Origin of the sequence: Bacteroides sp. AF20-13LB, assembly GCF_003603065.1 — a bacterium.
Lineage (GTDB): Bacteria > Bacteroidota > Bacteroidia > Bacteroidales > Bacteroidaceae > Bacteroides > Bacteroides uniformis.
The window spans coordinates 59,941-72,329 of record NZ_QTMH01000011.1 but is presented as its reverse complement, the minus strand read 5'-3'; the positions used below and the strand labels follow the sequence as shown (position 1 = coordinate 72,329).

The window sequence follows — 12,389 nt, the reverse complement described above, 5'->3', positions numbered from 1 at the left end:
GTGGTAGGATAGTTGCCTAACGCACAGTCTTTAGGAACTCGTCCATGCTGTGATATAACGGAACGCCATAGCGGTTGCAAGTAATCCGCACATTGTCGTAGCGGTAGAAACCGGGTTCACAGATAACGTGCAGTTTACCCGAACGCATGTGCAGTCCCATCTCCAGCAGGGTGATGGGGGACTTGCTGCTTGCCAGGATATTCATGATTATCAGGTCGGCTTTTTCCAGATGTTCCAGTTCCCAGTTCACTTGATGTTCAAAGTCGGACATTTCGCCGCTGAGTCCCTTGTCCCTTCGGGGATTGTATAGGATGTATTTACCTTGGGGGCGTGCGCGGAACCAGTCGCAGGTTGCCTTTTGCCAGTCTATGCTTTTGCCCATGTCGATGGTGCCTGCCAGGAAAATTCTGGTGTATTCGGCTTCGTTCACTTCGGCTTTGCCTTCATCCGGGTGGAGTACTATAACCTCGGACTGAGCCTGCAGCCCGATAGGAAACAACAGCAGTAAAAGCAGGTAGAGACTTTTCTTCATGGTTGATGATGGTTTTATAGGATTAGTTTCTTTTTTTGCTTCTTATCGGGAGTCTTGGGAACAGTTTCCTGAAGCGGACCAGTTGGCTTGTAATATTGCCTCCTGCGATGACGAACGTTACGGCTACGATAATCATCACCAGTCCGAAGCTTTCTCTGACTGTCAGGCTTTCTCCAAAGACGGCTATTCCGAAGAAGATGGCTGTCACGGGCTCCAATGCGCCGAGAATGGCGGTCGGGGTGGAGCCGATATATTGGATGGCACCGGTAGTGCAGAGGAAGGATATGGCGGTGGGGAAGACAGCCAATGCAAGCAGATTGGCCCACAGATACCACTGGTCCGGTGTGTTCAGTACGCCGGAATAGAGCAGGCGTGCCACAAAAAGCGATAGGCCGAAGAGAAGGACATAGAAGGTGACTTTAAGCGTAGCCACATTTTTCAACGATGTCTGGTTGATGCCCACGATGTATATGGCATAGGAAAGGGAAGACGCGAAAACCAGCAGTGTCCCTATCAGGCTCAGTGTGCTGCCGTCCTCGCTCTTGTAGAGCAGTCCGATACCTCCCAGTGCAAGCAGCATGCAGACGATGGTTTGCAGTGCCAGCTTCTCTTTGAAAACCATGGCCATAATAAGCGCCACCATGATGGGATAGACGAACAGCAGTGTAGACGCTATGCCGGCGGCCATGTAGTTATAGCTCAGGAAAAGCGTCAGTGAGGAGAGGGCCACGAGCAATCCCATGATGATGAGCGGAAATGTTTCTTTCCGCTGTATCTTGAATGACCGCCCTCTCGCCTTTATCATAATGCCCAGCAACGGGATGGCGAAGAGGTATCTGAAAAAAAGTACCGAGTCCGGGTCCATGCCGGCCTTGTACAACGGGAGGGCAAACAGTGGATTCATGCCGTAGGAGGCTGCGGCGATGGAACCTAAAATATATCCTTTGGCTTTTGCGTTCATATCTTTATCTGTAAATTAGCGCGCAAAGGTAGATATTTACTTTGATTTCCTCCTTCTTTTCTGTATGAAAACCGTATGAATTCTACACTTATGCCTTCAGTGTGTAGTCGCCGGCTTCTTTCGTCACTACTTTCTGCAGTTCTTCGAGCGTCTTTTCACCGTCCGAAAACTCTACGGTGGCTACCGGAGGGTTCAGGGTTACGGTGGCGTGTATGCCTTCCATACTGTTCAATGCTTTCTCTACATGCATGCGGCAATGGTTGCACATCATGCCTTCTACTTTGAATTCTTTCTTCATGATTGTTTCTGTTGGCGGTTCAACTTCTTTGTTTTCTTCTCCTTCATGTATTCTTTTCCGTTTCAGCAGCAGGCTGTTGCTCACCACACTGACACTGCTGAATGCCATGGCCGCACCGGCTATCATCGGATTCAGCAGGAAGCCGTTGATGGGATAGAGTATTCCGGCCGCAATGGGTACACCTATTATATTATATATAAATGCCCAGAAGAGATTCTGCCGGATGGTCCGGACGGTGAGACGCGACAGACAGAGAGCTTCCGGTATCTTGGTCAGGTCGGAAGAGATGATGGTCATTTTGGCTACATCCATGGCGATGTCGCTGCCTCCACCCATGGCGATGCTTAAGTCGGCTTGGGCAAGGGCGGCGCTGTCGTTGATGCCGTCGCCCACCATGGCAACCTTCCGGCCTTCTGCCTGCAACCGGCTGACGAAGGCAGCCTTGTCCTGCGGCAATACACTGGCCTGGTAGTGGGCGATGCCTGCTTTGCGGGCAATCTCACGGGCGGTGGCCTCATTGTCTCCGGTCAGCATGTGGACTTCGATGCCGGCGGCGTGCAGCTCGCTGACGGCACGGATGGAAGTTTCCTTTATCCGGTCTGTAATTCCGGCTATTGCCAGCACGTTTTCTTCATCGGCAAACCAGATGACGGTCTGTGCTTCCGATGTCAGTCGGGTTGCCTCTTCCTGCAGGGAGGGGGGGATGGCGATATGGTTTTCTTCCAGCAGTTTCCGGTTCCCGGCGAGGTAGGTCCGGCCTTGTGCCCGTCCTTTCACGCCTTTTCCGGTGATGCTTTCAAAGTCTTGAATGTCTATGGAGGCCGACTCCTTGAGGTGGTTCACCACGGCTTCTGCCAACGGATGTTCCGAGAGCTTCTCCAGACTATAGAAAATGTCCGACAGCGCATTGCCTGCAGTGGCGCCAGTACCGGGCGTCATTGCCTGCGTATTCCATATCAGCTTGCTGACTACCGGTTTTCCTTCAGTCACCGTTCCGGTCTTGTCGAGTACCACGGTGTCTATCTTCTTGGCAATCTCCAGGCTTTCGGCATCTTTTATCAGAATGCCCCTTTCGGCGCCCTTGCCGATGCCTACCATGATGGCGGTAGGAGTAGCCAGTCCCAGTGCACACGGGCAGGCGATGATGACCACCGTGACAAATGCCAGCAATCCGTGGGTGAATCCGCCGGTTCCGTCCAGTAGCATCCATGCGATGAAGGCAAGCACTGCGATGCCTATAATGGTAGGCACGAATATCCCGGCTATCTTGTCCACCAGCTGCTGCACCGGTGCCTTGCTTCCTTGCGCGTCCTGCACCATGTGTATAATCTTCGCCAGCAGTGTATCCGTGCCGATTTTCTCTGCCCGGAAGCGGAAACTTCCCTTCTGATTGATGGTACCTGCAAAGACCTTGGCGTCTTTGTGCTTGGATACTGCTACCGGTTCGCCGCTCAGCATACTTTCGTCTACGTAGGAGCTACCTTCCGTCACGATGCCATCCACGGCAATCCGTTCTCCGGGCTTCACCAGGACGATGTCTCCGGGGCGAATCTGCTCGATAGGGATAACGCGCTCAAAGGAAGAGTGAGGGACAGCGTGTCCTTCATCCACAATGATGGTCACAGTCTTGGGTTGGAGCCCCATCAGTTTCTTGATGGCGGTTGAGGTGTTTCCTTTCGCTTTTTCTTCCAGCAGGCGGCCCAGCAGGATAAAGGCTATGATGACACTTGCCGCCTCAAAATATACATGCGGATGGATGCCTCTGGATAGCCAGAAGTCCGGAAATAGCATGTTGAACAGGCTGAACAGATAGGCGGTCCCCGTACTGATGGCTACCAGTGTGTCCATATTGGCGCTGCCATGCTGCAATTGTTTCCAGGCGCTGGTGAAGAATCCCCGCCCCAGCCAGAATACGACGGGAGTGGACAACGCCCACATGATGGGATTGGCATGGGGCATATCCATGAAGAACATGCCTATGATGACAACGGGCATAGACAAGATGATGGCCCAGGTTGTGCGGAATTTCAATGCGCTGAATTTCTTGTTGTGGGCCTCTTCCGCCTCTTCGAGCGTGTTGCCGTCCTGGTTTATCAACAAGTCATATCCGGCCGCCTGCACAGCCTGCTGCAAAGTCTCGGAAGAACAGCTCGTAGGGTCATATTCCACGGTTGCCGTTGCCGAAGCGTAGTTTACGACCGCTTTCTTGACACCTGACTGATGGTTCAGCGTCTTTTCTACCCGTGCGGAGCATGAGGCGCAACTCATTCCCAATACGGGAAATGTCTCTTGAACTATATTCTTTTCTGCCATAACAATTTTGTATAAGTCATTACTCTTGCTATGAGTGACTTGGTTCCAAATGCAAATACCGTCAGTCTCATTCCGAGATACCGTTGGTTTCACTACTTGAAACCGTCGGTTTCTCGCATTGAAACCGATGGTGCCAAAAGTTGAAACTTGTTTGGCACCGTATACTGGCTACCTGACGCCTTGTTCTGGAGGGTGGAATCCATATTTTATATCAGTCATAGCGATACAAAGATAATGCTTTTTCCCTTGAAATTGTTCATAGCCTACCCCTCACGCCAAGCAGGTTCCTTCTTGCTGGGAAATGCCCGTCGGATGACTTCCCGGCTCAAGCCTGTCTGCACCACTCCCCGCATCAGCAGGTAAGTGAGGAAAGCAAGCCATAGGGCATGGTTTGCCAGGACGGGATGCAGCCCATAATATAAGATAAAAAAGCTGACAGCTGCCGCTGCCATGGAGAGGAGCATTCCTCGCGTGGCGGTGGCGCCGATAAAGATGCCGTCCCAGATGAAGGCGGCTATCCCGACGGCGGGCACGGCAAGCGCCCAATAAAAATAGGTGTCGGCAACAGCTATCACTTCTTTGTCATCCGTCAATAGTCCGAGGAAGGCATTGCCTCCCAGCGCATAAACCAATGTAAAGAGAACCGCTATCACCGCTCCCCATCCGAAGAGGTGCCGGACGGTGTCTGTAAAGGCTTCCCGGTTGCGTGCGCCTATGTATCTGCCGCTTAAGGCTTCGCCAGCGTAGGCAAAGCCGTCCATTACATACGAGAATAAGGTGAAGAGCTGCATCAGCAGCGTGTTGACCGCCAGAATAATCTCTCCCTGCGAAGCTCCCGCCGAAGTGAAGAACAACGTGACTGCCACCAGGCAAAGAGTACGCAGAAAAATATCCCTATTCACTTGGAAGAACCGGAACATCGCCCCTTTCTCCCAGATACCTGCCCCTTCTCCCCCTTTAATTTTTAATTTATAATTTTTAATTTCCCAGAATCTTTTCAGCCTGCCGTAGTTGTGCATCCAAAGGACAATGCCCATCAGGAAGCCAGCATACTGGGCAATCAACGTCCCCAAAGCTACTCCTTCTACTTTCATCCCACACAGATAAACCAGTCCGAGGCTGGCAATGATATTGACCACATTCTGTGTGATGGCTATATACATGGGGATACGCGAATTCTGCATGCCGATGAACCATCCCGTCAGTCCGTATAGCCCCAGCATGGCAGGTGCCCCCCAAATGCAGATATGGAAATAGCACGTTGCCATTTCTTTGACTTCATCCGTAGGATGGATGAGAAGGAAGGCTCCCTGCCTGATAGGCGTTTGCAGCAGGATGAGGCAGAACGCGACTGCCAGGCCTATGCTCACGGAACGCAACAGCAGGCGGACCACCTCCGGTAAATCCCGCTTGCCGAATGCTTGCGAGGTCATTCCGCTGGTACCCATCCTCAGAAAACCGAATATCCAGTAGATAATGTTGAACAGCATGCCACCTACGGCAATGGCGCCTATGTAGGCGGGCGAACCCAGATGGCCGACGATGGCTACATCAATCAGGCCGAGCAGCGGCACGGTGATGTTCGATACGATGGAAGGTAAGGCTATTTGCAGTATTTGTCTGTCTCTGGGCTTCATTTATATTATTTAATTCATTAAGGTCGGCAAAGTTAACTATTTTTCTACTTTCAACTATTGATGGTTACCGTAAAAATGCGTAGTTTTGTAGGTAGATTTCTATGAGACTGATTGGGCTGTTAAACTATATATATACACTAAAAATGAAAACCTTAACGTTGCTTTTCTCCTTGTTCTTGATGTGTCCGCTGTCTGTCTGGGGACAGTCGGCAGATGAGTTGCTTTCGAAAGTGTCCGATGCACTTTCCGAGGGTAAAGATGACTATGCGGTGAGTTTGTTTCGCCAGGCGGCAAATGCCGGTGAGGATAGGACGGAAATGTTCTACTGGACCAATGTGGACAAGAGCAGTGAGGTGGCTCCCCGTCTTGCGGATGTGCTGGCTGTGCACTACAAGGAAATGCGGAATTACGATAAAGCCTACCTCTTCTATAAGGAGTTCTTGCAGCGTCATCCCGAAGACGTACCTGCACTTGTCTCTTGTGCCGAAATGGAGATGATGCGGGGAAAGGAGAAAGATGCCTTGAAAACCTATGAAAAGGTATTGATGCTGGATGCCGACAATCTCCAAGCCAATATTTTCTTAGGAAATTATTATTATCTCCAAGCCGAGAAGGATAAGAAGAAGCTCGAAGAAGACTATAAAAAGATAACTTCCCCCACAAGGATGCAGTATGCACGCTATCGCAACGGATTGTCAGACGTGTTCACCAATAGCTACGGCAAGGCTAAGGCATACCTGCAACGCGTGCTTCAGGTATTCCCCTCCATGGAAGCAGGCAATACGCTGGAAAAGATAAAGAAGATGGAGCTGGAGCTGAAATAGCTGTCCGCATTCCGACTAATAGGAAGGGGCTGTTTGTCTCTTATTTCTCTCCGGTCTCTTTTAATCTCTTCAGATATTCCGAAGGTATGCAGCCGAATTCTTCCTTGAAGCATTGCCGGAAGTAGAACAGATTGTTTATACCTACCTTGAATGCTATTTCCGAAATGTTGTATTTGCCTTCCAGCAGGTATTGCTCGGCGTGTTTCATCCTTATCTTGCGGACATATTCGTTGGTGGAAAGTCCGGTAAGCGCTTTCATCTTGCGGTAGAGGGTGGAATTGCTCATGCACATTTTATCCGAAAGATAGCTGATGTCTATTTTGTCTGAAGAAAGCCGTTCCTCTATCAGCTGGTTTATCTTGTGGATAAACTCGTTGTCCAGCTTGTTGAGCGATTCTGTAATGACAGCCGCTTTATTGCTTATGGCGGCATTGGCGCTGAAATGGTTTGCCAGGTTGCGCCGCGACTGGAGCAGGTTTTCTATACGGCTATGCAGCAGGCTGGCGCTGAACGGTTTGGTGAGGTAGGAGTCGGCACCTACCTGGTAGCCTTCCTCTTTGTCGCGCAGCGAGTCTTTGGCTGTCAGCAGTATAATGGGTATGTGGCTGGTGCGCACGTCTTTTTTCAGCTCACGGCACATCTCGTTTCCGTCCATTACCGGCATCATAATGTCACTGACGATGATGTCAGGTATTTCTTTCAGGGCGCTTTCCTTGCCCAGCTTTCCGTTGGCGGCAGTCTTTACTTCAAAGTGGTCGGAGAAGGATTCGGCTATATAGTCGCAGATGTCCGGATTGTCTTCCACTACCAGCAATATGGGTTTGTCGCTGGATGAAACTTGATTTACTTGTGCCTCTTCTATATGCTGGACGTTGCTTTCCTTTTCCTGCGAATCGGCATGCAGTGCCTGCGGGTAACTGTTGTCGGTAAGCAGGCTGACGTAGAAGGTACTACCTTGATTGGGAGCACTCTCTACGCGGATTTCCCCTTCGTGTAGGGCTACGAGGTTTTTCACCAGAGAAAGTCCGATACCGGTACCCGAAGCCTGGTGTTTGCCGCCTTCCTGGTAATAACGGTCGAATATGTGGGGTAGTGCCTCCGGCTTGATACCGTATCCCGTGTCGCTGACCCGGATTTCCGTATAGTTCACTTCGGCACGTTCCACCTGTCGGATACCGATGCTGATGCTACCCTTTTCCGTGTACTTTAGGGCATTGGATATCAGATTGTCCAGGATGGTCTGGATAATTTCCTTGTCGAAGTATATAGGCATATGCTCTTTCTCCACCACCAGCCGGATATCGACGGCTGGCTTCCGGTTCAGTTCCTTGTACTTCAGGCCTATCTCGCGGATAAGGGGTACGAGGTTGTCCCGGCTCACGCAGAGTTTCTTGTTCTGGGTCTCGGTCTTTCTGAACTCCAATATCTGGTTGATGAGGTTCAGTAGCCGGATGGCACTTTGGTGAATGACGGATATCTTCTGTGCGTCTTTGGTGGATAGTGTATCACTTTTCTGTATGTCTTCCAGCGGACCCAGTATCAGCGTAAGCGGGGTGCGCAGTTCATGGGTGATGTTGGTGTAGAAGCGCAGGCGTTCGTTGTTCAGTTCCTGCTCGTGTTCGTGGCTCTGCTTCTCCAGTTGGTACAGTGCTTCAGCATCCAGTCTTTTCTTGTAGGCATAGAGTATAGAGAAAAGGATGATAAGGGACAGCAGGATATAGAATGACTTTGCCCACCAAGTAAGCCAAAGGGGTGGGGCGATGCGGATGTTCAATGAGGTGGTTGCGTCCGACCATGCTTGGTTGCGCATGCGCGTTTTCACTTGGAACTGGTATTTCCCGGGAGGAAGATTACGAAAGGTGACATTATTGGGGTCTGTAAGCGTATACCAGGAGTTCTCGAGTCCTTTCAGCATATAGGCATATTCCACTTGGTTGACCAGGGCATAGTTCTGGATGTTGAACCGGATACTGAAACTATTCTGTGTATATTTCAGTTGCACGTTCTTCTGTCCGTTTAAGGCAATGGTGCTCTGTCCGTTTTCCGGTTTGTTCAGCGGGTCGGTAATTTCAATGTTGGTGATGAATGCGGGTGGTGATTTGCGTTCCTGCAATACAACTTCCGGGTTGAAGTAGCACAGACCGTTTATAGAGCCGAAGTAAAAGTTACCGTCTTGTCCGTAGGCTACACTGCCCCGACTGAAGCTTCCCATGGGGAGGTTGTCGTGATAGTCGTAGTTATAGAAAATGTCTTTACTGTCCACAAGACAGCTGATACCTTTGTTGGTGCTCACCCAAATATTTCCTGCCTTGTCCTCACCGATGGCTTGTATGTGGGTGTTAGCCAGTCCGCTTTCACGTTGGTATACTTTGTAGTTTCTGTCTGTCAGGGAGGGGAAGCATACCAAACCTTCACCCGTGGCCACCCACAACCGCTTTCTGCTGTCTTCGTAGAGAGCATTGATGGTATTGGAGGGGAATTTGGCCAGGACGTTGAAGAGCTGGATGCTTTGGAGTTGAGGGTCATAGAGGCCCAGGCCTCCTCCGAAGAATCCTACCCATACTTGGTCTTCGGAATCCTTCAGCACACAGCGGGCCAGATTGTTCTCCAGATTGTAGTGTGCCTTGATTGTCTTGCTGTCACAATCTATAAGATAGACGCCTTCGCTGGTTCCGACCCAAATGTTTCCCTGCTTGTCTTCATGAAAGGAACGTACGTCAGTGCGTGACTTGTCTTCGGAGAAAATCTGCCGGAAGCTTTGGCTCTTGGGGTTGTAGTAGGCTATTCCTCCATAAAAAAGTCCGAACCATAATCCTCCCTTCGAGTCGCACAAGGCTGCCTGCACCGTATTGCTTCTGAATTTCTTGTTGTCAGCATTGTATATGGCTATTCGTCTTCCCTTGTTGAATACGTTGATTCCTCCTCCATCGGTTCCTATCCAGAGGTTACCGGCTTTGTCCATACAGACACCGGAGGCTATTTTACTGTTCAGGCTGTTGTTGGTGGATGGAAAAGGAGAATATTTATAAGTGCTGAAGAGTGACGGCTCGCGTTTTATGAAGTTGATGCCGCCTCCCCAGGAACCTGCCCATACATTACCGAAGGAATCTTGGAGCAGGCAACGGATACTGGAGTTGGACAAGCCGTATTCATCGTCTCCCTCCCGGATAGAAAGCGCATGAATCTGGTCCGACGAACGGAAAAGCTGTTGGGACAAATCCACTACGGCAATGCCGCCGAATTCCATGGCTATCCAAAGTCTGTTGTCATCCAGTTGGTGTATATCATATACACGGTGCGATATGCAGTTGGTTTTGTCGTCGAAGGGGATGAAACTTTCCGCTTCCGGGTTAAACAGTACCACTCCTCTATCGGTTCCTATCCATATGTTTCCGCTTTTGTCTTTGTAGACACATGTCACTTCGTTGCCGGGCAGGCTGTTGGGGGATTGCGGCTCGTGTGTGAAGTTCTTGACTGTCTTGTCTTTTATGGAAAGTATACTGAATCCCCGGTCCACATGCCCGATATAGAGTAGTCCGTTACCGCCGTCTATGGCAGACCAGATATGGTTGCTTGCAAAACCTGGTACGGTTTCGGTATTGTAATGGGTGAATTGCCCGGTTTGCTTGTCAAAATAGTCCACGCCTTTCCAATAGGTGCAAATCCATAGGTTACCGTCGGAGGCGGCAATGATTTTGGTAATGTCGTCCGTAACCAGGCTTTCAGGGTTGTTTTCGTTGTGTCTGTAAGTGATGAATGAATCGTTGGCATAATTGTATGCATTGATTCCGGCACGCTGGGTTCCTATCCATAAGATGGAGTCGATGGGATCGTCCAGCAGACAGTTCAGTTCGTTGCCGGTGATGCTTTGCTTGCCGGTTGTTTCTTCTTTATAATAGGTAAGGAAGCGTATTCCGTCGAATTTATTTAAACCCTCTTCTGTGGCAAACCATAGAGAGCCCCGTTTGTCTTGGGCTATGCTTACCACATGGTTGTTGGACAGCCCTTCACGGATACTCAGATGTTTTATGGTATATGGCTGCGCGGATAGCAGGAATGGCAGGCATAGGAAAATGGAAAGTAGAATCTTCTTCATAACGGGTCGTTTTTCATTGCATGAGTCAAAAGTACAAATAAAATCTTTAGATGATGTGCACAAATCGTGCATTGACAGATTTATATGCCTTCTCTGCAAGATTTATACAGCTGTTGAATCGAAAATTGGCATATGTTTGCATTGCCGATTATTATAAATCGGAACAAAATGTACTTTTTTGTTTAACTTTAATAATAATATTTATGAAGAAGCATTTCTTTAACGCCACTTTCTGGGCGTTATTATCGCTGGCTTTATGGACTACTGGATGTAGTGACGATGACGGATACTCTGATGTAGACGGGCAGATTCCGACAATGACATTGGTGACGGATCATATTGAATCCGGTGCCGGCCATCGTTTTACCATTGAAGGTTCGTTGGCTGACCAGGATGGAATTGTATCCGTCAATCTGCAATGTGCCGATCTTTATCTGAACAAGACCATTGATTTGGTCGAAATCTATGGAGCTCCCCAAACGGAGTATGAGTTGAGCTATTCTTATGACCTCAAGCGTGATGAAATCGGTGAACGCTTCACCGTGAAAGTGACCGTAACAGATGCGGGCGGGCGTGAAGTGTCGCAGGATGTGTTGATAACGATGGATGGGGACTTTGAGAATCCTACATTTACAATTGCCCCTGGTAAGGAGGTTACCGTACTGATAAAGGATGAAACAAAGTTCAACCTGAATTTCACGGTGAAAGATGACCGCATACTGGATTATGTACTCATTGAGATTCCTGGGGTAGAAGGTTTTGAAAGCCGCCGTATAGAGGCTGGCGGGCAATCTACTTTGAGCTTTACGGAGAAGATTATTCTGCCTAATGAGGTGAAAAGTTACGATGTGACTTTGACGGCTGTGGATGCCAGAGGCAATCAGACAGTGACCAATAGTACCATCAGTGTATCTGAAATGCCTGACTTCCCCAAAATGTATCTGGCCGATGTGGCAACCGTAGAGGAATTGAACAGTGATATTTTCGGTGTACCGATGGTGATTAACCATACGGGCGAGTACCAATATCGTGCACGTTATTATAATAAAGCTGCCGGTACGGAAATTTTCTTCTTACCGCAAAAGACAGACTTTACTCCTATCTGTTTTGGCCTTGATCCGGAGGATAATACAAAACTGACGGATGACCCGGAAACGACTAAACCTATTGTCTTGGATGAGGCTGGTGTTTATTATGAAATAGACATCAATGTGAAAGAGTCTACTTATAGTATGCGCACGTACTCGGTGACAGAGGCTACAAATCCGATGAAATATGAATATGGAAAGCCTTGTTTTGACCGTTGGGAGAATGGGGAATCGTTCATTGATTTCTATATCGGTTGGGGAGGTTCTCCTCAGGATGCGGGAAATCAGTTGTTTGCCCAGGATAAAAATAATCCTCATCTTTTCTATTATCCGGAAAATGGAACTTGGACGCTGGAAGCCGGTGAAGAAATGAACTTCATCATATCCAATTATCATCCCGACGGATGGTGGGATCATGTGGAATGGCGGTGTGACGACTCTCAGAATGTAGAGAAGTTTGGTTACTTCAGTAAGAAAGGGGATGTGAATCCTAATTGGGAAGGCACCAATCAGCGTTGGGAAGACGGCTCGATGGTAGGTGACAACTGGATGAAGCCTACGGTTACGGTGACCGGCAACTACCGCTTTGAGTTTGACGCGCATTTGGGTCGCGGCAAGATTGTGCCTGCTAATTAAAAAG

Annotated in this window: 7 protein-coding genes; 2 read left to right on the top strand and 5 right to left on the bottom strand. The window is 49.2% G+C overall.

Annotated elements, in window-relative coordinates; translation table 11 throughout:
- Window positions 1–16 precede the first annotated feature (16 nt).
- The 4 genes from DWX62_RS14560 to DWX62_RS14545 form a co-directional block, all read right to left on the bottom strand.
- Entirely contained in the window at window positions 17–532 is a 516-nt protein-coding gene (locus tag DWX62_RS14560; protein ID WP_005824239.1) for a nucleoside 2-deoxyribosyltransferase domain-containing protein, read from the bottom strand.
- Between the two features lie 22 nt (window positions 533–554).
- On the bottom strand, window positions 555–1,493 hold the full coding sequence (locus DWX62_RS14555; protein WP_005824237.1) for a DMT family transporter: 939 nt from the start codon (window positions 1,491–1,493) through the stop codon (window positions 555–557).
- Between the two features lie 88 nt (window positions 1,494–1,581).
- The gene (locus DWX62_RS14550) at window positions 1,582–4,104 is read right to left on the bottom strand and encodes a heavy metal translocating P-type ATPase (protein WP_005824234.1); all 2,523 of its coding nucleotides are present in this window, start codon (window positions 4,102–4,104) and stop codon (window positions 1,582–1,584) included.
- A gap of 263 nt (window positions 4,105–4,367) precedes the next feature.
- Window positions 4,368–5,741 (bottom strand): MATE family efflux transporter, encoded by a 1,374-nt coding sequence (locus DWX62_RS14545; protein ID WP_005835091.1) that lies wholly within the window; start codon window positions 5,739–5,741, stop codon window positions 4,368–4,370.
- Between the two features lie 143 nt (window positions 5,742–5,884).
- Here DWX62_RS14545 and DWX62_RS14540 point away from each other — a divergent pair, with 143 nt between their 5' ends.
- Window positions 5,885–6,565 (top strand): hypothetical protein, encoded by a 681-nt coding sequence (locus DWX62_RS14540; protein WP_034523335.1) that lies wholly within the window; start codon window positions 5,885–5,887, stop codon window positions 6,563–6,565.
- A 40-nt stretch (window positions 6,566–6,605) separates the two neighbouring features.
- Here the strand turns inward: DWX62_RS14540 and DWX62_RS14535 are convergent, their stop codons facing one another.
- Window positions 6,606–10,661: a hybrid sensor histidine kinase/response regulator transcription factor gene (locus DWX62_RS14535; RefSeq protein WP_009037200.1), complete on the bottom strand. Its 4,056-nt coding sequence runs from the start codon at window positions 10,659–10,661 to the stop codon at window positions 6,606–6,608.
- Window positions 10,662–10,864: 203 nt separating this feature from the next.
- Between DWX62_RS14535 and DWX62_RS14530 the strand changes: the two genes are divergently transcribed.
- Entirely contained in the window at window positions 10,865–12,385 is a 1,521-nt protein-coding gene (locus DWX62_RS14530) for a hypothetical protein (protein ID WP_057253201.1), read from the top strand.
- Window positions 12,386–12,389 lie beyond the last annotated feature (4 nt).

What these genes read in the sequence shown, in the direction of transcription:
- DWX62_RS14560 (WP_005824239.1), bottom strand. Translation starts at nt 532, where the DNA reads ATGAAGAAAAGTCTCTACCTGCTTTTACTGCTGTTGTTTCCTATCGGG.
- DWX62_RS14555 (WP_005824237.1), bottom strand. Translation starts at nt 1,493, where the DNA reads ATGAACGCAAAAGCCAAAGGATATATTTTAGGTTCCATCGCCGCAGCC.
- DWX62_RS14550 (WP_005824234.1), bottom strand. Translation starts at nt 4,104, where the DNA reads ATGGCAGAAAAGAATATAGTTCAAGAGACATTTCCCGTATTGGGAATG.
- DWX62_RS14545 (WP_005835091.1), bottom strand. Translation starts at nt 5,741, where the DNA reads ATGAAGCCCAGAGACAGACAAATACTGCAAATAGCCTTACCTTCCATC.
- DWX62_RS14540 (WP_034523335.1), top strand. Translation starts at nt 5,885, where the DNA reads ATGAAAACCTTAACGTTGCTTTTCTCCTTGTTCTTGATGTGTCCGCTG.
- DWX62_RS14535 (WP_009037200.1), bottom strand. Translation starts at nt 10,661, where the DNA reads ATGAAGAAGATTCTACTTTCCATTTTCCTATGCCTGCCATTCCTGCTA.
- DWX62_RS14530 (WP_057253201.1), top strand. Translation starts at nt 10,865, where the DNA reads ATGAAGAAGCATTTCTTTAACGCCACTTTCTGGGCGTTATTATCGCTG.